This window comes from Rhodoferax ferrireducens, from assembly GCF_003347515.1.
In the GTDB taxonomy this organism is placed as follows: domain Bacteria; phylum Pseudomonadota; class Gammaproteobacteria; order Burkholderiales; family Burkholderiaceae_C; genus Rhodoferax.
In genome coordinates this window covers 1-24,318 of sequence record NZ_QEII01000193.1, presented here as the reverse complement: position 1 = coordinate 24,318, position 24,318 = coordinate 1, and the positions used below count along the sequence as shown (strand labels likewise).

The 24,318-nt window shown below is 57.7% G+C and carries 23 protein-coding genes; 16 read left to right on the top strand and 7 right to left on the bottom strand.

The window, feature by feature from the left end; all coding sequences use genetic code 11:
• Window positions 1-37 precede the first annotated feature (37 nt).
• The 14 genes from C5P05_RS02240 to C5P05_RS02175 all read left to right on the top strand — a co-directional run bounded on the left by C5P05_RS02240 (window position 38) and on the right by C5P05_RS02175 (window position 14,748).
• Window positions 38-1,210, top strand: a complete 1,173-nt coding sequence (locus C5P05_RS02240) for an ABC transporter substrate-binding protein (RefSeq protein ID WP_114968264.1) — start codon at window positions 38-40, stop codon at window positions 1,208-1,210.
• Complete coding sequence (locus tag C5P05_RS02235; RefSeq protein ID WP_114968263.1) at window positions 1,210-2,136, top strand: branched-chain amino acid ABC transporter permease; 927 nt, start codon at window positions 1,210-1,212, stop codon at window positions 2,134-2,136. The genes C5P05_RS02240 and C5P05_RS02235 overlap by 1 nt, the downstream gene beginning before the upstream one ends.
• Window positions 2,133-3,089, top strand: coding sequence for a branched-chain amino acid ABC transporter permease (locus tag C5P05_RS02230; RefSeq protein ID WP_114968262.1), 957 nt, complete (start codon window positions 2,133-2,135; stop codon window positions 3,087-3,089). The genes C5P05_RS02235 and C5P05_RS02230 overlap by 4 nt, the downstream gene beginning before the upstream one ends.
• Complete coding sequence (locus C5P05_RS02225) at window positions 3,086-3,838, top strand: ABC transporter ATP-binding protein (protein ID WP_114968261.1); 753 nt, start codon at window positions 3,086-3,088, stop codon at window positions 3,836-3,838. The genes C5P05_RS02230 and C5P05_RS02225 overlap by 4 nt, the downstream gene beginning before the upstream one ends.
• The gene (locus tag C5P05_RS02220) at window positions 3,835-4,554 is read left to right on the top strand and encodes an ABC transporter ATP-binding protein (RefSeq protein WP_114968260.1); all 720 of its coding nucleotides are present in this window, start codon (window positions 3,835-3,837) and stop codon (window positions 4,552-4,554) included. Before C5P05_RS02225 ends, C5P05_RS02220 begins: the two co-directional genes overlap by 4 nt.
• A gap of 36 nt (window positions 4,555-4,590) precedes the next feature.
• Window positions 4,591-5,181 (top strand): hemerythrin domain-containing protein, encoded by a 591-nt coding sequence (locus C5P05_RS02215; RefSeq protein WP_114968259.1) that lies wholly within the window; start codon window positions 4,591-4,593, stop codon window positions 5,179-5,181.
• A gap of 19 nt (window positions 5,182-5,200) precedes the next feature.
• Entirely contained in the window at window positions 5,201-6,256 is a 1,056-nt protein-coding gene (locus tag C5P05_RS02210) for a cupin domain-containing protein (RefSeq protein WP_114968258.1), read from the top strand.
• A 64-nt stretch (window positions 6,257-6,320) separates the two neighbouring features.
• The gene (locus tag C5P05_RS02205; protein ID WP_114968257.1) at window positions 6,321-7,028 is read left to right on the top strand and encodes a fumarylacetoacetate hydrolase family protein; all 708 of its coding nucleotides are present in this window, start codon (window positions 6,321-6,323) and stop codon (window positions 7,026-7,028) included.
• 9 nt (window positions 7,029-7,037) lie between these two features.
• On the top strand, window positions 7,038-7,676 hold the full coding sequence (maiA, locus tag C5P05_RS02200; RefSeq protein ID WP_114968256.1) for a maleylacetoacetate isomerase: 639 nt from the start codon (window positions 7,038-7,040) through the stop codon (window positions 7,674-7,676).
• A gap of 37 nt (window positions 7,677-7,713) precedes the next feature.
• Complete coding sequence (locus C5P05_RS02195; protein ID WP_157979188.1) at window positions 7,714-8,913, top strand: helix-turn-helix domain-containing protein; 1,200 nt, start codon at window positions 7,714-7,716, stop codon at window positions 8,911-8,913.
• Between the two features lie 204 nt (window positions 8,914-9,117).
• On the top strand, window positions 9,118-10,866 hold the full coding sequence (locus tag C5P05_RS02190) for a GMC family oxidoreductase (protein ID WP_232834310.1): 1,749 nt from the start codon (window positions 9,118-9,120) through the stop codon (window positions 10,864-10,866).
• 52 nt (window positions 10,867-10,918) lie between these two features.
• Window positions 10,919-12,370: an aldehyde dehydrogenase gene (locus C5P05_RS02185; RefSeq protein WP_114968253.1), complete on the top strand. Its 1,452-nt coding sequence runs from the start codon at window positions 10,919-10,921 to the stop codon at window positions 12,368-12,370.
• A 126-nt stretch (window positions 12,371-12,496) separates the two neighbouring features.
• Window positions 12,497-13,399 carry a SphA family protein gene (locus C5P05_RS02180; protein WP_114968252.1) on the top strand — a complete coding sequence of 301 codons (903 nt, stop codon included), beginning with the start codon at window positions 12,497-12,499 and terminating at the stop codon, window positions 13,397-13,399.
• A gap of 155 nt (window positions 13,400-13,554) precedes the next feature.
• Complete coding sequence (locus C5P05_RS02175) at window positions 13,555-14,748, top strand: methyl-accepting chemotaxis protein (protein WP_114968251.1); 1,194 nt, start codon at window positions 13,555-13,557, stop codon at window positions 14,746-14,748.
• A gap of 288 nt (window positions 14,749-15,036) precedes the next feature.
• Here the strand turns inward: C5P05_RS02175 and C5P05_RS02170 are convergent, their stop codons facing one another.
• Together C5P05_RS02170 and C5P05_RS02165 are read right to left on the bottom strand one after the other, a co-directional pair.
• Window positions 15,037-16,134 carry an LLM class flavin-dependent oxidoreductase gene (locus C5P05_RS02170; RefSeq protein WP_114968250.1) on the bottom strand — a complete coding sequence of 366 codons (1,098 nt, stop codon included), beginning with the start codon at window positions 16,132-16,134 and terminating at the stop codon, window positions 15,037-15,039.
• A 103-nt stretch (window positions 16,135-16,237) separates the two neighbouring features.
• A complete protein-coding gene (locus C5P05_RS02165; RefSeq protein ID WP_157979187.1) occupies window positions 16,238-16,798 on the bottom strand; it encodes a flavin reductase family protein in 561 nt (186 codons plus the stop codon).
• 352 nt (window positions 16,799-17,150) lie between these two features.
• Between C5P05_RS02165 and C5P05_RS02160 the strand changes: the two genes are divergently transcribed.
• Window positions 17,151-19,112, top strand: coding sequence for a sigma-54-dependent Fis family transcriptional regulator (locus C5P05_RS02160; RefSeq protein WP_114968248.1), 1,962 nt, complete (start codon window positions 17,151-17,153; stop codon window positions 19,110-19,112).
• Between the two features lie 27 nt (window positions 19,113-19,139).
• Here the strand turns inward: C5P05_RS02160 and C5P05_RS02155 are convergent, their stop codons facing one another.
• Entirely contained in the window at window positions 19,140-20,579 is a 1,440-nt protein-coding gene (locus C5P05_RS02155; protein WP_114968247.1) for an NAD-dependent succinate-semialdehyde dehydrogenase, read from the bottom strand.
• Between the two features lie 291 nt (window positions 20,580-20,870).
• Here C5P05_RS02155 and C5P05_RS02150 point away from each other — a divergent pair, with 291 nt between their 5' ends.
• Window positions 20,871-22,091 carry a bifunctional 3,4-dihydroxy-2-butanone-4-phosphate synthase/GTP cyclohydrolase II gene (locus tag C5P05_RS02150; protein WP_114968246.1) on the top strand — a complete coding sequence of 407 codons (1,221 nt, stop codon included), beginning with the start codon at window positions 20,871-20,873 and terminating at the stop codon, window positions 22,089-22,091.
• Between the two features lie 247 nt (window positions 22,092-22,338).
• Here the strand turns inward: C5P05_RS02150 and C5P05_RS02145 are convergent, their stop codons facing one another.
• The 4 genes from C5P05_RS02145 to C5P05_RS02135 form a co-directional block, all read right to left on the bottom strand.
• On the bottom strand, window positions 22,339-23,034 hold the full coding sequence (locus tag C5P05_RS02145; protein ID WP_114968245.1) for a DUF1214 domain-containing protein: 696 nt from the start codon (window positions 23,032-23,034) through the stop codon (window positions 22,339-22,341).
• Window positions 23,035-23,106: 72 nt separating this feature from the next.
• Window positions 23,107-23,343, bottom strand: a complete 237-nt coding sequence (locus tag C5P05_RS33500) for a hypothetical protein (RefSeq protein ID WP_157979186.1) — start codon at window positions 23,341-23,343, stop codon at window positions 23,107-23,109.
• Window positions 23,344-23,389: 46 nt separating this feature from the next.
• Window positions 23,390-23,770, bottom strand: a complete 381-nt coding sequence (gene panD, locus C5P05_RS02140; protein WP_114968244.1) for an aspartate 1-decarboxylase — start codon at window positions 23,768-23,770, stop codon at window positions 23,390-23,392.
• Window positions 23,771-23,974: 204 nt separating this feature from the next.
• Window positions 23,975-24,318, bottom strand: a 344-nt coding sequence (locus C5P05_RS02135) for an electron transfer flavoprotein subunit alpha/FixB family protein (protein WP_198674589.1), incomplete at its 5' end; no start/stop codon positions are given.

Below are 24,318 nucleotides of genomic sequence, written 5' to 3'. Positions count from 1 at the left end.
TCCCGAGGGAGGCGCCAATACCAATGAGGAGACAACTATGAAATTACAAACAATCGTTAAGACCATTGCATGCAGTACGGCCGCTCTGTGCCTGTCCGCTGCCAATGCGGAGGTCAAAATTGGCTTTACAGGTCCTCTGTCCGGGCCGGTCGCTGCGGTCGGCCAGGACCAGTACGACGGTTTCATGCTGGGCATCGAGGCCTTGGGCAAAAAGCTGGGCGGTGAGGTGGTCACGGTCTTGCGCGAAGATGACCAGCTTAAGCCTGAGTTGGGCAACCAGATTGCGCGCAAGTTGATTGACCGTGACAAGGTGGACGCCATTGTGGGACTGGGATTTTCCAATGTGCTGATGGCCAGTCTGCCGCGCATCGTGGAGTCTGGAACAGTCGCCATTGCAACCAATGCAGGTCCGTCCCCACTGGCCGGTGCCGGTTGCCTCTCCAATGTATTCTCCATGTCCTGGCAAAACGACGGTACCGCAGAGGCGATGGGCAAGTTCGCACAGGACAGCGGCTACAAGCGTGTCTATCTGATGGCACCCAATTACCAGGCTGGCAAAGACTACGTCGTCGGTTTCAAGCGTTATTTCAAGGGCCAGGTGCTTGACGAGGTGTACACCCAGGTCAACCAGCCGGACTATTCTGCCGAGATCGCACAACTGCAGGCTGCCGGCCCAGATGCCGTGTTCGTGTTCTATCCAGGTGGCATGGGCGTGAACTTCGTCAAGCAGTTCAGCCAGGCCGGCCTGATGAAGAAGATCCCGTTGCTGTCCGCCTTCACCGTGGATGGCACCACCCTGCCGTCTTTGCGCGACGCCGCTGTCGGAACCATTTCGGGTGCCATGTGGGATGTGGCGCTGAAGACACCAGGGAATCCCGAGTTCGTCGCCAGCTTCACCAAAAAGTACGGTCGCGTCCCCAGTCATTACGCTGCGGTAGGGTATGACACCGCCAAGCTGCTGGACATTGCCGTGCGTAAGGTCAAGGGAAACACGTCCGACAAGGCGGCATTCGCAGCTGCAGTCAAGTCTGCCGGTGCCGAGTTGAAGTCTATCCGGGGTCCCTTCCGGTTCAACACCAACAACATGCCGGTGCAGCACTACTACGCCTTCCAGACTGTCAAGGAAGGCGGTGCGGTCACCGTCAAACAGTTGGGCACGCCCCTGTCTGATCACCAGGATTCTTACGTAGCGCTGTGCAAGGCTAAGTGATGTCAGCCTCCTTGCTCATCGCGCAATTGCTCAACGGCCTGCAGTACGGCGTCATGCTGTTTCTGCTGGCTGCGGGCTTGACCCTGGTGTTTGGCATCATGAGCTTCGTCAATCTGGCCCATGGTTCGCTGTACATGCTGGGCGCCTATGCAGCGGCCGTGGTGGGCGGGCACACTGACTCCTTTGCCCTGGGTGTGCTGGCGGCGGTGGTCACAGGTGTGGTGGTGGGGCTGGCGCTGGAATGGGTCGCGGTATCCAGGCTGTACCGGCGTGACCACCTCGACCATGTCTTGGCAACCTTTGGCCTGGTGCTCTTCTTCAATGAAGTGGTGCGCATGGTCTGGGGCCCCCAGCCGGTGTTTGTCACGCTGCCCGAGTCGCTTTCCGGTACGGTCGATTTCCTGGGTTTCAGCTACCCCAGCTATCGGTTCCTGATTATTGTGGTGGGCTTGCTGGTGGCCGCTGGCAGTCAGTGGTTGATCCACAAGACCCGCGTGGGGATGCTGATACGCGCCGGTTCGGTCAACCCACAGATGGTGGGTGCGTTGGGCGTCAACATCGGGCTGCTCAACGCCATGCTGTTCGCACTGGGCTCCGCCCTGGCTGCCCTGGCCGGAGCCATGGCCGGTCCGATCCTGTCGGTGCAGAGCGGTATGGGTGAGCCTGTCCTCATCACGACGCTGGTGGTGATCGTGATTGGCGGCATTGGCTCCGTACATGGCGCGCTGTATGCCGGAATCATTGTGGGTCTGGTCGACACGCTGGGGCGAACCTTTCTGCCCATGCTCATCCGCGCCTTTGCCGATCGGGAGATCGCCAATGCCGCCGGTCCTGCCCTTGCATCCATGCTGATTTACCTGCTGATGGCGGTGATTCTGGCATGGCGCCCGCAAGGCCTGTTTCCCGCATACAAGGCCAAATCATGAAAAACTTGCTACGACCGGCGCTGCTCATACCGGTGCTCTTGCTGCTGGCATTGGCCGTGCTGCCACCGATTGCTGCGGGACTGGATGACAACTTCTGGGTTGCATTCTTCGCCCGCGTCCTGGTGTACGCCATTGCAGCCAGCGCCTTGAACATTGCGCTGGGGTTCGGTGGCCTGGTCAGCCTGGGTCATGCCCTCTTTATCGGCATTGGTATGTACAGCGTATCGCTGCCTGCCTACTATGGTGTGTCTTCCGGCTGGGTCCATTTGGGAGCCTGCGTGCTGGTGTGTGCGGTGGTCGGGGGCTTTACCGGGCTGATCAGCCTGCGCACCTCGGGCATTGCCTTCATCATGATCACGCTGGCATTCGCGCAAATGGGCTACTTTGTCATTGTCAGCCTCAAGCAATACGGCGGTGACGATGGCATGGGGATTGCCGCTGCCAGTGATTTCTTTGGCTTGCAATTGAAAACGCCATTGGCGGTCTACTACTGTGCCTGGGGTTTGCTGGTGGCATTGACTTACTGGGTCATGCGTCTGCGGGCCTCACCCTTTGGCATGGCCTTGCGCGCGGGGCGCCAGAATTCCCGGCGGGTCATGTCCGTGGGATTGGCGTTGCAGCGCTACCAGCTTGCCGCCTACACGCTATCGGCCGTGCTGTGCGGTGTGGCGGGCATGTTGCTGGCCAATCTGAATGCCTATGCATCGCCCAGCAGCATGGCCTGGACGGTATCGGGTGAGCTCATCGTCATGGTCGTGTTGGGCGGGCTGGGCAGCGTCTTCGGGCCCTTCCTGGGTGCCCTGGCGTTTCTGGGCACGGAAGAAGTGCTAAAGGCCGCCACTGAGCATTGGATGGCCGTGTTTGGGTTGGCCATTCTGGCTGTCGCCATGCTGGGTAAAACCGGCTTGGCAGGCTGGTTGCAGAATCGCTTCGCCAAGGACGGCACCGCATGAAAACACTGTTGCAAACAGACGCGCTGACCAAGCGCTATGGCGCGATTCTGGTCACGGACAAGGTGTCGCTGGACGTGCGTGAAGGCGAGTTACACGCCATCATCGGCCCGAATGGGGCAGGCAAGACCACGCTGATCAACCAGCTGTCGGGAGAGCTGCGCTCGGACAGCGGTCGAATCCGCTTTGGCGATGGCGACGTGACGGCCTTGGGCATCAATGCCCGTGCCCGGTTGGGCCTGGTGCGCTCCTACCAGATCACCTCGGTATTCGACGAATTCACGGTCTTGGAAAACGCCACGCTGGCCGCCCTGGGTGCCCGTACCCATGCGTTCCGCTTCTGGCAATCCCTGCTCGGGGATCGCGAGGCCCTGGCCGCAGCGCAGGAAGGCATAGAGGCGTCGGGCCTCAGTGCGCGCAGCCAGGTGCTGGCATCGGAGCTGGGCTATGGTGAGCGCCGCCAGCTGGAGCTGGCCATGGCGCTGGCCGCGCGGCCGAAGTTTCTGCTGCTCGATGAGCCCATGGCGGGCATGAGCGTGCAGGAGTCGGCGGCCGTGGTGGCGCTGCTCAAGACGCTGAAACGCAAGTACACGATTCTGCTGGTCGAGCACGACATGAACGCCGTGTTCGCCCTGGCCGACCGCATCAGCGTGCTGGTGTACGGCCGCCTGATGGTGACCGGCACGCCGGAGGAAATTCGTGGTAATGAGGAAGTGCGTGCCATTTACCTCGGTGAAGAGGAGATCGCATGAGCACGAAGCCTTTATTGAAGGTGACGGGTTTGAAGGCGGGTTACGGCGCCGCCCAGGTGCTGTTTGGTGTGGACCTGTCGGTGGCCGAGGGTGAGGTTATTACCCTGTTGGGGCGCAACGGCATGGGCCGCTCCACCACCATCAAATGCCTGTTTGGTTTGCTGGACCCCAAGGCCGGTGAAATTGAATTTGGCTGCAAACGCACCGAGGGTCTGCCGTCCCACCAGATCGCCAAGCTGGGTCTGGGTCTGGTGCCAGAGGGGCGGCAGATTTTTCCAAACCTGACGGTGGAGGAGAACCTGATTGCCACAGCGCGCAGCAATGCCGCCAACGGCCTGAAGCACTGGAGTCTGGAGCGGGTGTACGGCTTCTTCCCGCGCTTGCGGGAGCGGCGCAGCAACATGGGCTCGCAGCTATCGGGCGGTGAACAGCAGATGCTTGCTATCGGTCGCGCCTTGATGACCAACCCGCGGCTTGTGGTGCTGGATGAAGCAACCGAAGGCCTGGCTCCGCTGATTCGCACGGAAATCTGGCGTGCACTGGGGGAACTGAAGGAGGAGGGGTTGTCCTTGATTGTGATCGATAAAAACCTGGGGCCCTTGCTGGCGTTGGCAGACCGCCATTTCGTGTTGGAAAAAGGCGTGGTCGTCTGGTCCGGTACTTCCAGCGCATTGCGGGCCGAACCACGCATCGTGCACGAGTACCTGGGTGTTTGAAACAAGCAAACCCTGCGGCCGCGCAGAGAGGAAGACATGAGCGACTCCAAGTCCAAAGCCATCAGCATCATTCGCGCGGAACATCGCGCCTTGGGCGCGGTGATCAACAACATCAAGGCCCTGCTGCAGGAGGTGCAGGCAGAGCGCATGGCCATGGACTTCCGGCTCTTTTGGGCCATGGTCTATTACATCGATGCCTTCCCTGACCGCCTGCACCACCCCAAAGAAGACGACTGGCTGTTTGCCCGCCTGAAACAACGCACACCGTTGGCCGACGGCCTGATCGCCACCCTGCAGAGCCAGCACCAGGCCGAGCCAGTGGCGTTGGCCGGGTTGCGGCGCGATCTGGGCAACTTTGAAGCCGGTGTGCCCGGAAGTATGGAAGCACTGCAGGCCACTGTTGCCAGCTACGCAGACTTCACCTGGCGGCATTTGCGTGCGGAGGAAAACGAACTGCTGCCGCTGGCAGAAGCCCACCTGCTGGCATCGGACTGGGACGCCATTGCACACGCCTTTGCGCAAAATGCCGATCCTCTGGTGGGTTCGGCAGACAACAAACTTTTTGACGCACTGTTTCACGACATCGTCAATCGCACGCCTGCGCCCCTGGGTTTAGGCGCAGCTTGACATATATAGGAGAAAAAACATGGAAGACAACAACCGATTTGACACCCTGGGGCGTCTGGAAGACTTGCCGCAGACCTACCGCGACCAACTCACCAAGCGCAACCTGGTTCCCCTGTGGCCCAGCCTGCGCGGCGTGTTGCCGCCGAATATCCCGACACGCAAGACGCAGACCACGCATTGGCCCTATAGCGAGATTCGTGAGCTGTTGATTCAGGCTGGTGAATTGACGCCCATTGAGAAGGCCGAGCGCCGCGTGCTGGTGCTGGCCAATCCGGGCCACGGCCTGACCAATATGCAGGCGAGTGCTGCCATGTACCTGGGCATGCAACTGCTGTTGCCCGGCGAACTGGCGCCGGTGCACCGCCACACGCCCAATGCCGTGCGCATGGTGGTGGAAGGCGAAGGTGCCTGGACCCTGGTGGGCGGCGAAAAATGCCCCATGCAGCGCGGTGACTTGATCCTCACACCCACCGGCCTGTGGCATGAGCACGGCCATGACGGCAAAGACCCGGTGATCTGGCTCGATGTGCTGGACCTGCCCTTGGTCTACTACACCGAGACCTCCTACCACCTGGAAGGCCCCAGCCAGAGCGTCACCGAAGGCCAGGGCTTCAAGTCCTATGCCCGTGGCGGCGTGGTGCCTACCAAGGTGTTTCAGCGCTCGGACAAGGCTTACCCCATGTTGCGCTACCCCTGGGTCGATGCCAAAGCGGCACTGCTCTCGCTGGCCGAAGAGCAGACCGGAGCGGACGCGGTGCAGGTCACCTATGTCAACCCCGAGACCGGCGCGGATGTCGAAAACATTCTGGGCTTTTATGCCTTGATGTTGCGCCCCGGCGAGACCTTGCGTCTGCCGGTTCGCTCGCCCGCCCAGGTGTTCCACCAGATCGAAGGCCAGACCGATGTGCGGGTGGAAGAAACCGCGTTCACCATGGTCGAGGCCGACACCTGCTGCGCGCCCGGCTATACCGCAGTGACGCTGAAAAACCGGTCCGCCACTGCGCCCGCCTTCCTGTTTGTGGCGGATGAAGCGCCACTGCATCGCAAGCTGGGTGTGTACGAGAACCGGGGCTGAGTCCCGCTAGGCATTCCTGCATCCAACCCAACAGAACCCCTTTCAACCTTTCCGGAAAAAAACCATGACCATCACACAATACCTGTTCAGCCCACCCGCCCCGATGACGGCGTCCATCCGTGGCATGGTTTCGCGCTTCCCCATCAACCGCCTGTTCTTTGTCGGTCGCAACTACCACGCCCACGCGGTGGAAATGGGCCGTCCGGTGGACAAGTCGGTGGAGCGCCCATTTTATTTCACCAAGGCGCCGCAGACCCTGACAGCCTCGGGCACAACGGTGGCCTATCCACCCGAGACCAGCAACTACCACTTCGAGATGGAGATGGTTGTCGCGATTGGCAAGGCAGGCTTTCGCGTGAAGGCGGAAGATGCCCACACGCTGATCTACGGCTACGCAGCCGGCCTGGACATGACCCGGCGGGACTTGCAGTTGGTGGCACGCGACAAGGGCCGCCCCTGGGACTTGGGCAAGGACGTGGAGCAATCGTCCGTCTGCTCGGAAATCGTGCCCATGGAAGGCGTGATCATTGACAGCGGCGCCATCGCCCTGGAAGTCAATGGCCAGACCAAGCAGTCGTCCGATGTGGACAAACTGATCTGGAATGTGCGTGAACTGATTGCCGACCTCTCGCTGTTCTACCACCTGCAACCCGGCGACCTGATTTACACCGGCACGCCCGAAGGCGTGGGCCCGGTCGTTTCCGGCGACAAGATCACCGGTCACGTGGCCGGTGTGGCCGAAGTGGCGCTGACGGTTGGCGCGCCCGAGTAAGCCGGCGCCATGAAGCTCTACAACTTTTTTCGCAGCGGCACATCCCACCGGCTGCGCATTGCGCTCAACCTCAAGGGCCTGGATACGCAGTATGTGCCGGTGGATCTGCGCAAGAACGAACACCAGGGCGCGGCCTTCAAAGCCCTGAATCCGCAGGGCCTGGTGCCGGCGCTGGTGGATGGCGACCAGGTGTTGACGCAGTCCGTGGCCATCATCGAATGGCTGGAAGAGCGCTACCCCACGCCCGCGCTTCTGCCCACCGATGTGAACGCCAGAGCCCGTGTGCGGGCGCTGGCGGCGGTGGTCGGTTGCGACATCCATCCCGTAAACAACAAGCGCATTCTGGACACGCTACGCGCCAGCTTTGGCGCGGATGATGCCGCCATCAATCAGTGGTGCGGAACCTGGATTGCCGCTGGCTTTGATGCTTATGAAACCCTGTTGGCGGCAGATACCCGGCGCGCCGGCTTCAGCTTTGGCAGCACACCGACCATTGCCGATGTGTATCTGATTCCACAAATTGACAGCGTACGCCGCTTCAAGGTGGATCTGGGGCGCTGGCCTTTGATCATGGAAGTGGATGCAAGCTGCGCAGCCCTGGAGGCATTCCAACGGGCAGCGCCCATGGCGCAACCTGACGCATCGTAAATGTCTTAGCATTTGTTTTTTTCCTGAAGGACCGCTTATGCAATCCCTCTTCTTCTCTACCCAGGCGGATCGGGTTGCACTGGCGCGCCAGCGGTATTTTGAAGAAGGTGAGCTGCCCTCAGGTGTCGTCAGCGAGGCGGTGTTTCAGTCCTGGACCCGATGTTTAAGACAAAAGCAGGATCCGCGCGGACAGCTGGAGTTCCAGCCGGTGTCGGCCAGCCGGGCGCAGCTGGCTTTGCAGAAGAACCGATTGCTGCGCGATGCCTGGCTGGCAGAAGCCAGCGAGCTCGACGCGGTGTTGGGCGCCACGAATTGCGGCGCCATGCTGACCGACCCCAGCGGCGTATTGATTGGGGCCACCTGTTCCCGGCGCGTCCATGAAAAGATCACGCCGGTGGCCCATCGCATAGGCGTCAACTTCGCAGAAGAGGTCGTAGGCACAACGGCGCCCGGCATTGTGGCGCGCACCGGCAAACAGGCCTGCGTTCAGGGGGCGGAGCACTTCTTCGAGAGTGTCAACTTCATGCATTGCGCCGCGGCCCCTATCCGCGATATTCATGGCAATCTGGCCGGTGTTCTGGATATGTCCAGCGAAGGAATTGCCTTTAACTTTGATGCGGCATCGGTGGTTGGCCTTTACGCGTCTTCGATCGCGAACCGTTTGCTGGTCTCTCAATCCAGTGAGCATCTGATCGTGCGCTTCCAGATTTCTCCGGCCATGCTGGATACCCCCATGGCCGGACTGATGGGCGTGGACATGCAGGGTCGCATTGTCTGGCGTAACGCTGCGGCCTCCAGGCTATTGGGTATCGCCCCGGATGGTGAGCAGAGTGGGCTCAGCAAGGTGGACGAGATTTTGCAAAGCAGCTTTTCGGAACTGGCCTCAAGCCGTGGCGGCGCCCATTCCTTGTTGCGCTTGCCAAACGGATTGCAGGTGCATGTGCGTTGCGAACTGCAGGCACGCGACGGACATCGCCAACTTCTCGCTGTTGGTAAGCCATCGCAAGAGACCCCCATGGTGGACATCAGCCCAGTCGTTGCGCTACCCATTGCGAGTGCGCCGGTGGCAGATGCGGCACCGCCTGCAGTCGAATCACCTGAGCCCGCCAGTCTGCGCGACGCGGATGCGGACTTGATCGCCAAAACTCTGAAAGAGTGCGGCGGCAACGTCTCCGCAGCTGCCCGGAAGCTGCGGGTGTCCCGGGGATTGATCTACCGCAGGATCCAAAGCGCGTAGACACCCTGTATCCATGGTCTGCTGGCCTGGTCTGGGCGCTCTTTAGCGCCGCAGTTGTTCCTATATGGAACAACCAGACCCTAGGGAAATCCCGATATGTTTGAGACGGCGGCAAGTTTTTAAAGTTGGTATTCGGCGGCGCAGTTTGCGCGAATGGCATGTGCCGCTGGAGACAACTTTTTAACTACTACCAATTCAAACCGCATGACTATGAATATCGATTCAAAAAACCCGAATGCACCCTCGGATGGCTTGCTGGAGCAGCTTGAACGCGGCCTGATTGCCGGTCGCATGAGTCGCCGCGGTTTTATGCGCACAGCCGCTGCAGCCGGTTTCTCCACAGTGGGACTGAGCGCCCTGGCGGACGAACTGGATGCCATTCGGGCCAACCAGAATGAACGCAGCGCCAAGCTGCAAGCTGCCTACGATTATGTGGTCGTTGGCACCGGCTCGGCGGCCTGCGCGCTGGTGGGCAGACTGGCAACCCGCAAGGACGCCTCCATCCTCATGATTGAGGCCGGCGACTGGGATGTGGCATCTTCGGTGATGGACCCGAGCGTCTGGTTCACGAATTTGGGATCAGAACGTGACTGGAAGGACGTTGCCTTGGCCGCACCCAGCACCAACAACCGCGCCATTCCCGAACACATGGGACGCGTGGTGGGTGGCGGCAGCAGCATCAATGCAACGATCTGGGCCCGCCCCTTCAAGGCCGACCTGGAGTTCTGGGCAGATGCCAGCGGCGACCGTGCCTGGGGCTACGAGTCCGGGCTCGAAATTTACCGGCGCATGGAGAACTGGCAGGGTGCACCGGACGCCCGTTACCGTGGCAAGAACGGCCCCGTCTGGTGCCAGCCGGCCAATAACCCGCACCCCGTGGCACCTGCCATGCTGGAGGCCTGCCGTTCCCTGGGCTATCCGGTCTTCGCCGACCAAAACGGCGTGCGCGAAGAGGGCGGTATCGGTTTCGCGCTGATGAACCAGATCATCCGCGACGGCCGCCGTCAAAGCATGGCCCGCTCCTACTTGTACCCGATTCTTTCGCGACCCAACGTCACCGTGCTGGTGAACACCCATGTGGACCGCTTGACCTTTGCGGGTACCAAGGTCACGGGCGTTCAGATCGCCACCGCCGGCGGACCCAAAACCATCAGCGCCAACACCGAGGTGATTGTGAGTGCTGGCGGTATCTACACACCCAAGCTGCTGATGCTCAGCGGCATTGGCGACGAAGCGCAGCTGCGTCAGCACGGTATCAAGACGCTGGTGAATGCCAAGGAAGTCGGGCGTAACTTCCAGGATCACATCCTGCATGGCGGCTGCATCTGGGAGCCCAAGGAGCATATTCCGCATCGCAACAGTGCGGCCAATGCAGCGGGATTTCTCAAAAGCCAGGTATCGCTTGCATCGCCCGACGTTAACCTGGTGCAGATCGAGCTACCCTATGCCAGCGATGTGGTTGGCAAGGAGTATTCACCTCCTGGCTCCAGCTGGGCGCTGTGCGCGGGTCTGGTGGCGCCCAAGAGCCGTGGCGAAATCCGCCTGAGTTCCGCCAATCCGTCGGATCGCCCCGTGGTCGATGCGCGCTTCATGAGCCATCCGGACGATGTCAAGGCGCTGGCTTTTGGTATCGAGGTGTGCCGCGAGATTGGCAATTCGGCGGCCATGAAGGACTTCGTCAAGCGCGAGGTGGCGCCCGGCAAGAAATTGACCGGCAAGGCCATGGAAGATTTTGTGCGCAATGGCGCTACCACCTACTTCCATCAGTCCGGCACCTGCCGCATGGGAAAAGACGCAGAGGCCGTGGTGGACTCCAAGCTGCGCGTGAACGGCGTGCAGGGACTGCGTATTGCCGACAGCTCCATCATGCCGCGCATTGCCGGTGTGGCAACCATGGCCACTTGCGCCCTGATTGGTGAACGCATGGCCGACATCCTGACCGAACGCGCCTGAAGCCGTATAGACCAACGTAACAAACCTGAATCATTAACCCAAGGAATACAGCATGGAATCCCAACTCATTATTGACAACCAATCCGTCGCCGCCAAATCCGGCGCCACCTTCACCCGCAACCACCCCCACACCGGAGAAGTGGTGACCAGTGCCGCCGCTGGCGGCGTGGAGGATGCCTTGGCTGCGGTCAACTCAGCCCAGACCGCATTCCAGAACTGGCGCAACAGCGCGCCCTCCGAGCGCCGCCGCCTGCTGCTCAAGGCCGCTGATGTGCTGGAGGCCAAGACGCCGTTGTTCATCGAAGCCATGGGTGCCGAAGTGGGAGCCTCCGGACTGTGGGCCGGCTTTAACGTGCACCTGGCCGCCAACCTGTTCCGCGAAGCCGCCGGCATGGTGACCCAAATCCAGGGTGAGACCATTCCCACCGACAAGCCCGGAACACTTTCCATGACGGTGCGCCAGCCTGTGGGCGTGGTGCTGAGCATCGTGCCATGGAATGGCCCTGTGGTGCTGGCCGCCCGTGCCATTGCCTACCCTATTGCCTGCGGCAACACCGTGGTGTTCCGTGCCTCGGAAGCCAGCCCCAAGACCCACACGCTGGTGGCCGATGCCCTGGTGGAAGCCGGCTTCCCTCCAGGTGTGCTCAATGTGGTGACCAACGCACCCAAGGACGCACCGGAAGTGATCGATGTGCTGATCGCGCACAAGGCGGTGCGCCGCATCAACTTCACCGGCTCCACCCGCGTGGGCCGCATCATTGCGCAAAAGGCTGCAGCCCAGTTGAAGCGCTGTCTGCTGGAGCTGGGCGGCAAGTCGCCACAGGTGGTGCTGGACGATGCCAACATCGACGAAGCAGTCAAAGCAGCGGTGTTTGGCTCGTTTCTGTACCAGGGCCAGATCTGCATGTCCACCGAACGCCTGGTGGTGGACGAGGTGGTTGCTGATGAGTTTGTAGCCAAGTTTGCGGCCCGAGCCAAGGAACTGGTCATGGGCGACCCGCGCGTCAATCCAGCCTGCGTGATTGGCCCCATGGTGGCCAGCGAATCGGGCGCTCGCCTGAACGCCATGATTGACGATGCCCTGGCCAAGGGCGCCATCTTGGCGTGCGGCGGCAAGGCCGACGGCGCCATCATGCCGGCAACCATCGTGGACCATGTCAAACCCGGCATGACAATCTATGGCGATGAAACCTTCGGGCCCATCACCACCGTGGTGCGCGTCAAGGGCGTGGAAGAGGCCGTGACCGTGGCCAATGACAGCGACTATGGCCTGTCAGCGGCCGTCTTCGGGCGCGATGTGACCCGGGCACTGGACGTGGCCATGCGCATCGAATCGGGCTCTGTGCACGTCAACGGCTCCACCGTGCAGAACGAGGCCCAGGCCCCGTACGGTGGCACCAAAAACAGCGGCTATGGCAAGTTTGATGGCCGTGCTGTGATCGACGAGTTCACCGAACTCAAATGGATCACCATCGAGCCATCGGTTCAGCACTATCCGGTCTAAATGAATGGTGGTGGTGGGGCGCTCGCGTCCCACCGTCCCATGCAATCTGTCAGCACATCGGCTGGCATTGACTCATCGTCTCGCGTCGGGCGAGGGGTTCCCCTTTTAAAAATAAACAGTAGACAAATGAATACTTGCAACAATCTGAAATTGACAACGCTGGCCGCTGCGATCTTGCTGGCGACTTTGGGCGATGCCGCACAGGCGACCGAGGGCGGCGGCGGCGTCTATCCCAACGGCAATGAAAACTACCTGGCCGGCGCATTGCCACCCCCCGGAACCTACTTTCTGACGTACGCATCCCACTATGAAGCATCAACTCTGCGAGACAACAGCGGAAACAAAATCCCCCTGAACTTTAATGTTCAGGCTGATGCCTTGGCTTTGCGAGTGGTTCGTGTCACCGATCAAAAGATGTGGGGTGGGCAACTGTTGTTCCATGCGGTTGCCCCCCTGGTCAACCTCAAGGTTCAGGTCGGGGGGACCAACGGCAGTACCTCGGGCCTGGCTGACGTGGTTTTCGGCACTGGATTGGGCTACCACGTATCAGACAAGCTGCACTATGTATGGGCCGTGGACGTCTCGGCACCAACAGGCAGCTATGACAGCAATAAGTTGGCCAACCTCAGCCGGAACTATTGGAACATCGAGCCCGTATTTGCTTTAACCTATGTTCAGCCAACTGGCATTAATGCGGATTTGAAGGTCATGTATGACTTCAACGGCATCAACAGCGCTACCAACTACCGTTCTGGTCAGGAGCTCCACGCCGATTATTCGGTGGGGTGGGCACTGGGCAACGGATGGACGGTGGGTGTTGGCGGCTTCATCTACAAGCAAACTACGGATGACCAACAAAATGGTGCAACCGTTGCGAATAACAAAGGCCGGGCATATGCAATCGGCCCGTCCGTCAAATATGACAGCGGAAAGGGTTGGTTTTTGACGGCAAAGCTGGAGCAGGAATCGGGGGTAGTGAATCGAGCGGAAGGGTCAAGCTTTAAAATAAAAGCGCTCTTGCCGTTCTGATCTTTGCATGTCTTCGCACCAATTCAACGCTACTATCCGTTGAAGCGGTGCGTATTCCAAAATGGAGAAAAGCATGGCGTTCATACTAAAAAAGTTTGATGCAATGAAGGTTCGTCTAGGGAGTTATTTGTTCTTATGAATTGGCTTGCTTCGATATGATAAACCTGCCTTGGACCATCAAATTCAAGATCATCGGGTCGCATCTTGTCCTGACTGCGTGCATCATTGTCCTTTGTCTCTATGGAAATCTTGTCATCCATTCGTTGAATGGCTCCCTTGGATCACATATTGATTTGACGACGACGCACACGCCGGTCTTGTCTTCGGTAGGTGCATTTTTCTGGACGTCAGTTTCGCTAGTCATTGTGGTAGCGTTGGTTTCTACATTTACCTGCCGGCATCTTATTGAGGTGGTTTGTGGAGGACTAAAAAGACAGACCAAGAAATTTGATGAACTTGCGGTGAACTTGGATTTTTCCACTCGCACCGTCAGTCCCAGACGAGATGAGTTTGGTGCTGCCGCTTCTGCTTTTGATAGATTGTTAGTCCATGTCGAACAATGCATTTCTAAAGTGCTCGTCTCGACCATTTCGGTAGCATCAGCTACTCATGAAATTGCAGATGGAAATATGGATCTTTCTAGCAGAACAGAGAGCCAGGCAATGTCCCTGGAGAAAACCTCTGCCCGGACTCAAGAGTTGACCCAGTTGGTTCGTGAAAACAGCGACCAGGCGGTGCAGGTAAGTACGCTTGCTGAAAGTGCGTCCGCGCTGACTGTAAAAGGAAGTGCATCCGTCACTTTCTTGTCAGACACGATGAATAAAATTTATCAGGGAACCATTGAGATCGCCGAGATAACTTCAATTATTGATGGCATAGCATTTCAGACCAATATATTGGCTCTGAATGCAGCTATTGAAGCAGCACGAGCAGGTGAGTCCGGTCGAGGTTTCGCTGTTGTAGCTACCGAGGTACGGAATCTAGCCCATCGTTCTTCCAATTCTGCGAAAAAAATCAAGACACTTCTCGATGCGTCTGCATCTATGGTGACGAGCGGCATGGTTCAAATTGAAGAAGTTAGATCAACTGTTGGTGAAGTCAGAAGTTCCATTGCCGATTTGTCAATCGTTGCAAAGAACATGTCCACTGGTTCGATAGAGCAGCGTGTACGAATTGAGCTGATCAATCAAGCAATTATTGAAATGGACCACACAACGCAACAGAATACCGCTCTTGTTGAGGAGGTCGCTGCTGCAGCGAGAACTCTCCAGGAGCAAGTTGACTCTCTTCAAAATGTGGTTTCTTTTTTCAAGATCAAGCCTCAAAGGGTGCTCGCTTTAGCTCTTTAGCCCGACTTTGAGCGCCTGATATAGACCAGCGGATCAGACTACATCAGCCGGCCGACGCGTTGCCCGGCCGGTGACAAGGAAACCAAGTCCGCGCTAATTCAGTCGAGCATAGTAGTCTCGAATCTGCGGTGCGATGGGGGTCCGATCATAGGAGCAGCGGCAACGACACCTGCCACAGACAACGATGCAGCAATCAAAACAGGCTTGAAGAACTTGTTGTTAATACCCATGATCAATCTCCTCTGGCGGCGAATCATCGCCACCTGTTTGAATAAAAATTGTGGAGAGTTATCGACCGAGCGCCTTACGGATGGAAGGCATGACCTCGCGTGCAAGCAAGCTCATGGACTCCCACTCGCGGGCACGGTTAGCGCCATGGCCGTCCATCGACGCCATCAACAACGTGCCAAAGGGTCCGGTCCGTTCACGGAACGCAATCAGCTTCTCGGTGACGGTTTTTGGTGAACCATGAATCACCATGCTCTTGATCAGCTGCTCCACAGTGACCTGTTCATCCGGTTGCTTCGGATCGTCTTTCATCACAGCCGTGTAGTTCACCGCCAGCAAAACTTTCCACAAGTAATCGAAGTAGTAGTAGTTACTGCCATTGGGATCCATCATGCGATCCAAGGCCTCCTCATCGCTGCGCGCAACCACAACATTTCGAGCCACACGCCAGTTTTCACCGCTCGCGGCTCGACCTGCGGCCTCACACCCTTCTTGCAATTTCTTCCAGTGGCTGGCAATCACATATTCAGGACAGAAGTTCGCACTCATCGGACCCCAGCCTCGCATCGCCGCAGTTTTGACACTGTCAGAGAATGGCGACATTGCCGTCATCATGATCGGAGGGTGTGGCTTTTGATAAGGCTTGGGAATGTAGCCCACTCCCAACTCCGGAATCACGGTATCTTTGAGCTTGATTTTCCAATGCTTGCCTTCGATGTTGTAAGGCGGATCTTGACTCCACATTTGCAGAATGGTGTCAATCGATTCCATCATGCGCTCGTTGCGATACGCGCCGTCCATAACGTCAAACAACTCCATGTCGCTGGCCAACCCGCCTGGGCCAATGCCAAACATCAACCGCCCACGGCTGAGATGGTCGAACTGCGCCACTTCTGCAGCCACCACTGCCGGATGGTGGTTAGGCAGTGCAATCACGCCGGTGCCGAATCGGATGTTCTTGGTGCGGTGGATGAGCGACGCAAGGAACATCATGGGTGAGGAAATTGGCTCTGTCGTACATGACATGTGCTCACCGATCCACACCTCATCAAACCCCACTTGATCGGCGTGGATGATTCGATCCGAGTCCTCCTCGTATGTCTCCGCTGTAGAGCGGGTTGGCGGATGCAGTGGCATGCCAAATAGTCCAAGTTTCATGAAAGTTCTCCTCTTTAGTTGAAAATGCGCATCGATTGCGCGGGTTGGGATTCCTACGGGTAGCGGCGATGCCGCTTACATGGCCATTAATGCAGAGGAATACTCACTGCAGTGATAACGATGCCTGTTGACCAGCCAACCAGACCAACGGCCCTGATGTCAACTGACCCGCCATTGACGTTGGCGCGCAATGAACTTGCAGAACATGCCCAATGAACAGGCTGTGGGTGCCGTAATCCGTGACCAGGTCAACTGCACATTCAACGGACGCGGGCGCATCCGGCAACCAAGGCAAGCGCCCGCTGTCGGTTGTCCACGCATCGCTCCATTCGTCAGATTGAAAGCGCTGGTGACGAAGTGCCGAGGTGGAGAACGGCTTTAGCTGATCGCTCTGCATATCGGAGAGGAGGTTGATACAAAACCTTTTTGTGCGCAGCAGTACGGGGTGTATGCCCGCGTTGCGATTGACGGCGATCAACATGGATGGTGGATCCATGGACACGGAGATCACCGAAGAAGCCACCATGCCGTGGGGTGCCCCATCGGCATCACGGCTGGTGATAATCATGACCGACGCTGCAAGGCGCCGCATGGCGTCGCGGAAGTCACTGCTGACCTGTTGAGGAAGATGTGGCGTCAGTTGAGCTGGGCTGTCTAATAACATGTGCTTGTCTCCTGGTGCATGTCCAGAACATTGCTGGACCATGTGACCCAGATACACGCTAAAGTCGTGCCAATTTATTTTCCTTTTAAAATCAACAACTTGCATAAGTTTATGTGTCGCATGACGTGAATCGTGCGACACTCATCTGTCTCACCCCTCGTCGCCTGCGACACCTCGTGCGACACCTCCCACGGCTTTGCTTCCGGTTGACGTCGAGTCACCCCCCAGGTTTGAAAGGCTGGTTTCAGGCGGCGATGTATTGCGGGCATAAGGGAAAGACCCGATTGCGCAGGAGTCATGTCAAGCACTAAAGTCAACAATTCGTCTTTACTGCCTATCCGTCGTCAATACCATGCAACCCTGCACACCACCTGATGGCAACATCTCCAGGAGAGACTTCAAAAGCGTTTTTGGCCAACGCAGTGCCGAGCCCAATGAGGAAGTCCGATCCTCTTGGCTTCGCAGCCTTGACGAACACAAGCTCGACCCTGATCGAGTGAGCGATCCCGATGTGCTCACCTACACGGAACTTGTTGAGCGCCGGGCGTCAGTTGAAGAGTTGAGCGCGCTATGTCTTCCTGAGATTGACCGGCTACTGCACCGCGTGATGGAGCATGCCGAGGTGGTCATGCTCTCGGATGCCCAAGGTGTGGTCATCCAATATCGGAGCTCGGCACCTTCGATCGACACATATTCTGGATTGCGAGTATTACCAGGTTCAATATGGACTGAAGACCGGCAAGGTACCACGGGAGTGGGTCTTTGCCTGCGAGAGCAACGCGCGCTCTCAGTGGTTCAGGACGAGCACTTCTCGTCCAAGCTGGCATCCTTAAGCTGTACCGTGGCGCCGATCTTTGGAAGCCAAGGCAGACTCATCGGTGTGCTCAACGTCACCTCGATGCAAAACTCAGGGCGCGCGGTCCAGTCGATGATTCGTGAACTGGTGGCGAGTTCAGCACGGCGAATCGAGAATTTTTACTTTGAGCGGCTCCATGCCAATTACCGTGTACTTCGTTTGTCGAAGTACGACGATTTTCTTGATGTGGCTGCTGAAGCGCGAGTTGCCATTGACGGGTGCGGTCGCATCATTGATGCTACACCGTTCGCAAGAAAGCTCTTGATTCGCGCCGATGGCAGCGGATTCGCGGATGACATCATGGGGAAGAAGTTTTCCTCGGTTGCGGGAGTGGCTGACCTTGAGCGCTCGCTTGAAGGTGATCGATCCACTATCAAGAACAGTGAGGGCTGTCTTCATTTCAAGTTGCACGAATCAGCGGAGTGGCGTTCTTTAGGCACCTATTCCAACCATGATTCTGCGTCGCCATCGCGTAACAAGTCCTGCAATTTGCCGAAGGTTCAGCCTGGACCTTCACTGAACGACATTTTGGGCACCGATCCGCAGACTCAAGAGCGACTCAAGTTTGCCGTGCGTCTTCATGCGCGAAGCCTGCCACTCCTGTTGCAGGGAGAAAGTGGCGTTGGCAAGACACAACTTGCCAGATCACTGCATCAGTCGGGGCCTCACAGCGGTGGAAACTTTGTCGCGATCAATTGTGCAGCGATCCCAAATGATCTCATTGAGAGCGAGTTTTTCGGCTATCGACCGGGCGCATTTACTGGCGCAGCGAAGCAGGGCTCTCCAGGACGCCTTATTGCAGCCAATGGGGGGACTCTCTTTCTTGATGAAATCGGCGATATGCCACTGCCTCTTCAGGCTAGATTGCTGCAAGTTTTGTCCGAGGGTGAATTCGTTCCTGTGGGTGGTGTCGAGACTGTTAAAGTCAGCTTTGCCTTGATTACAGCCAGCCTACGTGACCTCCCCTCCTTGGTTCGCGATGGAAAGTTTCGGGAGGACCTATTTTTCCGGATTAACGGTGCAAGCTTGCTCTTGCCACCATTGCGCGAAAGAAAAGATCGGGCTCGACTGATCGAAGAGGCATTTTGGGTGGCGGCATCTCAGGCGGGTCAACACGTTTGCGAACTGACTACAGATGTCATGGATGTACTCATGAGCCACTGCTGGCCAGGGAACATGCGAGAACTGCAACATGTCGCCAAGTTTTCTGTAGCCGTCAGTGAGTCATCCATCGTTGATCTGGCCTGCTTGCCCTATACGCTTGGAAATCGAAACGTCATTACAGAATTGAAAGGAGAGAAACCAAAGGATTGCCTCAGCGTGCATGCCACCCTGGCTGCGCTGACAAGCGAAAACTGGAACGTTTCCATGACGGCCAAGAGCCTTGGCATTTCGAGGGCAACGCTTCATCGTAGGATCGTTGAATTTGATCTCAAGCGGCCAAAGCATCACGCTTGACGTTCCCCTTTCGCGCAATGATCCGTGTTAGTCGTTCTGGACAGCGACGGAACGGACGTTCAGGTAGGCCTCCAGGGCCTCGGGCCCGCCCTCAGTGCCATACCCGGAATCCTTGATACCGCCAAAGGGAATTTCGGCCGAAGTCACCGCCGAGGTGTTAATCCAGAGCATCCCTGCTTCAAGCTTTCTGGAAAGAATATCTGCCGTTTTAAGTGAGCGTGTGTAGGCGTACCCAGCCAACCCGTAGGAGAGCCGGTTGGCTTCAATAAGCGCTTCATCAAGTGTGTCATATGAGCGAATCGGTGCGATCGGCCCAAAGGGTTCTTCGTTGAACACCCTCGCATTCAAAGGCACATCCGTCAACACTGTTGGGCTCCAAAAATTGCCGTTTGATCCGATGCGACTCCCTCCGGACAGTAAAGTCGCGCCGCGTGAAACGGCGTCGCTCGTGAGTTCGGCCATGGCCTTGACCCGCCGCTCGTTGGCTAATGGTCCCATCTGTGAACCTTCATGCAACCCATCTCCTACGATTAATTGCTCGGTTTGCCTGACAAACTCGGCTGAAAACTCTTTGGCGATGCTGCGATGCACCAAGAACCTGGTGGGACAGATGCAGATCTGACCTGCATTGCGATATTTCCCCATGACCGACGTCTTGACAGCGCGCTCTACGTCGGCATCCTCACACACAATCACGGGGGCGTGCCCACCGAGTTCCATGGTCACCCGTTTCATGTACTGTCCGGCCAGTGACGCCAATTGCTTTCCGACGGGTGTGGAGCCGGTGAAGGTTATCTTGCGAATAACAGGATGCCTGATCAGATAGTCGGATATTTGCACTGGGTTGCCAAATACCAGTCCAAGAACCCCTGGCGGAAGCCCGGCGTCAGCAAAGGCCTTGATCAATGCCGCAGGGCTGGCGGGGGTTTCTTCTGGTGCCTTGACTATCATGGAACATCCGGCAGCGAGTCCAGCACCTAGTTTGCGGACCAATTGGTTGATCGGAAAGTTCCATGGCGTGAAGGCAGCCACTGGGCCAATGGGATCTCGCACCACCATCTGCCGCAGGGTGACACTTGAACGAGCAGGTACCAATCGCCCATAGATGCGCATACCCTCCTCGGAGAACCATTCAATGATCTCGGCTGCGGCCGATACTTCTGCGGTTGATTCGCGTAGGGGCTTACCTTGCTCCATCGTCATGCATGTCGCGATGTCGTGGGAGCGTTCTCTGATCAGCGTTGCAGCCTTGCGCATCAGCTTCCCTCTTTCACTGGGCGTCATGTTTTTCCAGATCTCAAACCCGTTTTGCGCTGCTGCAATCGCTTCGTCCAAATCTTCAAGGCAAGCATGCGCCACCCTTCCGATTTCCTGTCCATTAGCCGGATTGACTACTGGTAACGACTTACCATCTTTGCTTTCACGCCAGATGTTATTGACAAAGAGAAGTGTGTCTCCATAACTCATGGGGTTCCTTTCGTATGAGTGTGTGATTGAGCGGTTCGCCTCTTCCACCTACATGCGAACAACGTGCCAGGTCCCTTGAACCGGAAAAATAGCGCTATACGGGTAACTTTGTTGAATACTTGTGTCGCAAGAAACATGGCTGCGACACTTTTCTGTCGCATGTGACGCTTTTTGAGTCCGCGTGCGTTCCTAAGTCGTTGATTTTGAAGGCCGCCATACGGCGGCACGCATCTGGCTAGTCTTGACAACTGCAGAACCCATTTACTGCAAATACAAACCTAGGAGACATGTATGCCCTTCAACACCATTGAGGATGCCCTGGCTGCGCTTGCCAGGGGACAAATGATCGTCGTTGTCGACGACGAGAATCGGGAAAACGAGGGTGACCTGATCATTGCTGCCGAACACGCCTCCACAGAAGCCGTCGCGTTCATGGTGAGGCACACCAGCGGCGTGCTGTGTGTGGCCCTCCAAGGTGGTCGGCTGGATGAGCTTGAATTGCCGCTGATGCTGGAGCGGAACTCGGACTCCATGAAAACGGCCTACACCGTGACCGTCGATTATCGACACGGCACCACCACGGGAATATCGGCTGCGGATCGCTCATCGACGATTCGTGCATTGGTTGATCCTCAGGTTTCGGCATCGGATTTCAACCGACCGGGCCATGTCTTCCCACTGCGCGCGACTGAAGGTGGCGTGCTTGTGCGCCGAGGACACACTGAGGCGACGGTCGACTTGACTCATCTTGCGGGTTTGCGTCCGGGCGGTGTGTTGGCCGAGATTGTCAATGATGACGGCTCAATGGCACGACGCAAGGATTTGGAAGTGTTCGCCAAGACGCATGGGTTGCAGATCATCACGATCGAAGATTTGGTGAGTTTTCGAGTCAGGCAAGCACAGGTTTTTAAGGAGTCAGAAGCACGTATTCCAACTCGTCACGGGGTGTTCACTGCGCTGGTCTACAAGTCGCCGACTGATTCACATGAACACATCGCCATGGTCATGGGCAAGGTGCAAGGACAGAAGGATGTTCTGGTTCGGGTTCACTCAGAATGCTTGACTGGTGATACATTCGGCTCCCTCAGATGTGATTGTCGACATCAGTTGGAGGCGTCGCTGGAGGCTGTAGGACGTGAAGGAAGAGGGGTCGTTATCTATTTGCGCGGGCATGAAGGCCGAGGAATCGGCCTTACGCACAAGCTGCGCGCTTACGCATTGCAGGATGAAGGGCTTGACACCGTTGATGCCAATCTCAGATTGGGGCTGCAAGTGGATGCCCGCGACTACACAGTTGGCGCCAAGATACTTCAAGATCTTGGCATCACAAGCATGCGCTTGTTGACCAACAACCCTGCGAAGTATCGCTGCATCGCTGAATTCGGACTGCGAATATCGGAAAAGGTGGCGCTTCATACTCCACCGACCAAGGAGAACCTTGCCTATCTGGTGACCAAGCAAAAAAGAATGGGGCACACATTACAGGAGTCACTGAGTCAAGCACTTATTTAACGACAGCGCGCAGCAGATTCGTTGCAGTCGAGTGCCGAATCACGTGGGGACGGACTCGTTTCGAGCCAATCACAGGTGTCACCTACGCCAGGATGAGGTAGCATGCATTTCGCCTGTCGCATTGTGTCTCAGTACGTGAATAGGGTGTCGCATTGAGACAGTTGATCCTTCTCCGAGGCGCTCGAATAGTGAGGTTGAAGCGTGCGTTTATCTGCGAGTTCATTCGGTAATGAACCGAGCAGCGGTGTCAGGTGCGGACGATCTTCGGCATAACCGCGCTGCCTTCACTCACTGCCGCCGTCGGCAGGTAGGCGCGCAGCGAGATCTGGAATGCGCCGGATGCGGGAGTGGGCAACCAGTTGGCGCTAAGCATTGCGTCGGTGGGTTCGTCGTGCTGGAGCGCGATGTCGAGCGAGTCGTCGGCGTTGTGCATCAGGCCGGCCGTGCGGCTGCCGGCCGAGTAGCGGTTGATAGCGTTCGCGGTGAAGAAGCGCTGCCTGCCGGCCGTGGGTTCATATATCGAGAGCGACCAGAAGGATTCGGTGGGAATGCCGCCGGGCGGCAGGCGCAGCAGGTAGCGCTTCCGGCCATCGAGCTGCGGCATGGCATCATCGTGGAAACGCACGAAGTACATCGCCTCCGAGGGCTCCAGCGCGCCGAGCCCGCCGAGCGCGACCGATGCACGCAGCCGGTAGTTGGCGCCGAAGTTGCCCATCTCCAGCGCCGAGGCATGCCAGCCCTGCACCTCGCGCCGTCCGGTGCGGGAAACAGCGCGCAGGTTGGCGTGCGCCTGCGTGATGTATCCGGTCCACGCCGTGCGTGTGGCCTCGTCGAGGTCGTGCCAGGCATCGATAGCGCCCGGCCGCAGGCCGATTCGAGCCCAGGATTGTTGGCGCCGACGCGCTTCTGACCCACCTGCCGACGTTGCACTGACCCAAGACATTACCTCGCAATCCCAACGCGGGCAACGATTTGCATAACCAATGCATGGGTCAACGAAAGCCCTGCACCTGGGTCAATTCTTAGGTGGCCGCAACATTCTGTGGCTTGAATCCGAAATTAGCGCCATCGTGGATGCCATATTGGCAATTACAACGCCAAGCTTGGTCGTGATTTCAGTGACGACTTGCACCTGCTCTAAGTAAGTTGCTTTTTGATGCTCCATTGCGGCGGCTGTCTGCGCCAGATATGCAAACGTTTGTTCTGTCTGGTTCGAAGAGTTTTCATAGTCACAGGAAATATGGCGCGTCAACACAGTCTTTCACAACTCCGCGTAGTTCGGCCCACCACTACCCTCATCATAGACGCTGTGTTGGAACCTGATGGCACACTTCAGTCTGTCGGTTCTTGTCATCGACAAATACCAGTATTGGCGAATGCTCGGCCACCTGAACTTCATGTACCTGGCCGAAAGCAGCAATGATGATCAGGTCACCCATGGCGGCGCGCCGGGCGGCCGAGCCGTTGACTGAGATCATGCCGGAGCCGCGTTCGCCCTCAATGGCGTAGGTGACGAAGCGCTCGCCGTTGTTGATGTTCCATATATGAACCTGTTCGTTTGCCATCAAATTGGCCGCGTCAAGCAGGTCTTCATCGATCACACAAGAACCCTCATAGTGCAGCTCGCAATGGGTTACTCGGACGCGGTGGATTTTTGATTTGAGAAAATTTCGAAACATGTTGTGTCGGTTTTATTGTTCAACGCCCCAGCCCGGCTGGCCAGCGGAGGAACGACTAAGGAAGCGCAAGCGTCCCTCCCCCAAGTGTGGGCAGGGTATTCCAGACGGGATATATTTTGGTCGCCGTGCCGGAGGCGAAACTCCTGAAGGCATTGTCGAAGCAGGGCCATGGACGGGTTTCTTCAAGCGATGGGATTGAACGAACTACAGCGCGGCCACCAGTTCCGGAACGGCCACAAACAGATCCGCTTCCAGCCCATAGTCGGCCACCGAGAAGATCGGCGCTTCCGGGTCCTTGTTGATCGCCACGATGACCTTGGAGTCCTTCATGCCGGCCAGATGCTGGATCGCACCCGAGATGCCGCAGGCGATGTACAGCTGGGGTGCCACGATCTTGCCGGTCTGGCCGACTTGCCAGTCGTTCGGCGCGTAGCCCGCGTCCACGGCGGCGCGCGAAGCCCCCATGGCGGCGCCGAGCTTGTCGGCCAGCGGCGTCATGATTTCCATGAACTTGTCGTGTGAACCCAGGGCCCGGCCACCGGAGACGA

Bases quoted from the DNA above. Each gene is read 5' to 3' on its own strand.
- C5P05_RS02160 (WP_114968248.1), top strand. From the start codon at position 17,151: ATGCAACCCTGCACACCACCTGATGGCAACATCTCCAGGAGAGACTTC.
- C5P05_RS02145 (WP_114968245.1), bottom strand. From the start codon at position 23,034: ATGTCTTGGGTCAGTGCAACGTCGGCAGGTGGGTCAGAAGCGCGTCGG.
- panD (WP_114968244.1), bottom strand. From the start codon at position 23,770: ATGTTTCGAAATTTTCTCAAATCAAAAATCCACCGCGTCCGAGTAACC.
- C5P05_RS02210 (WP_114968258.1), top strand. From the start codon at position 5,201: ATGGAAGACAACAACCGATTTGACACCCTGGGGCGTCTGGAAGACTTG.
- C5P05_RS02215 (WP_114968259.1), top strand. From the start codon at position 4,591: ATGAGCGACTCCAAGTCCAAAGCCATCAGCATCATTCGCGCGGAACAT.
- C5P05_RS02225 (WP_114968261.1), top strand. From the start codon at position 3,086: ATGAAAACACTGTTGCAAACAGACGCGCTGACCAAGCGCTATGGCGCG.
- C5P05_RS02170 (WP_114968250.1), bottom strand. From the start codon at position 16,134: ATGAAACTTGGACTATTTGGCATGCCACTGCATCCGCCAACCCGCTCT.
- C5P05_RS02165 (WP_157979187.1), bottom strand. From the start codon at position 16,798: ATGTTATTAGACAGCCCAGCTCAACTGACGCCACATCTTCCTCAACAG.
- C5P05_RS02205 (WP_114968257.1), top strand. From the start codon at position 6,321: ATGACCATCACACAATACCTGTTCAGCCCACCCGCCCCGATGACGGCG.
- C5P05_RS02230 (WP_114968262.1), top strand. From the start codon at position 2,133: ATGAAAAACTTGCTACGACCGGCGCTGCTCATACCGGTGCTCTTGCTG.
- C5P05_RS02155 (WP_114968247.1), bottom strand. From the start codon at position 20,579: ATGAGTTATGGAGACACACTTCTCTTTGTCAATAACATCTGGCGTGAA.
- C5P05_RS02220 (WP_114968260.1), top strand. From the start codon at position 3,835: ATGAGCACGAAGCCTTTATTGAAGGTGACGGGTTTGAAGGCGGGTTAC.
- C5P05_RS02240 (WP_114968264.1), top strand. From the start codon at position 38: ATGAAATTACAAACAATCGTTAAGACCATTGCATGCAGTACGGCCGCT.
- C5P05_RS02235 (WP_114968263.1), top strand. From the start codon at position 1,210: ATGTCAGCCTCCTTGCTCATCGCGCAATTGCTCAACGGCCTGCAGTAC.
- C5P05_RS02190 (WP_232834310.1), top strand. From the start codon at position 9,118: ATGACTATGAATATCGATTCAAAAAACCCGAATGCACCCTCGGATGGC.
- maiA (WP_114968256.1), top strand. From the start codon at position 7,038: ATGAAGCTCTACAACTTTTTTCGCAGCGGCACATCCCACCGGCTGCGC.
- C5P05_RS02180 (WP_114968252.1), top strand. From the start codon at position 12,497: ATGAATACTTGCAACAATCTGAAATTGACAACGCTGGCCGCTGCGATC.
- C5P05_RS02185 (WP_114968253.1), top strand. From the start codon at position 10,919: ATGGAATCCCAACTCATTATTGACAACCAATCCGTCGCCGCCAAATCC.
- C5P05_RS02150 (WP_114968246.1), top strand. From the start codon at position 20,871: ATGCCCTTCAACACCATTGAGGATGCCCTGGCTGCGCTTGCCAGGGGA.
- C5P05_RS02195 (WP_157979188.1), top strand. From the start codon at position 7,714: ATGCAATCCCTCTTCTTCTCTACCCAGGCGGATCGGGTTGCACTGGCG.
- C5P05_RS02175 (WP_114968251.1), top strand. From the start codon at position 13,555: ATGATAAACCTGCCTTGGACCATCAAATTCAAGATCATCGGGTCGCAT.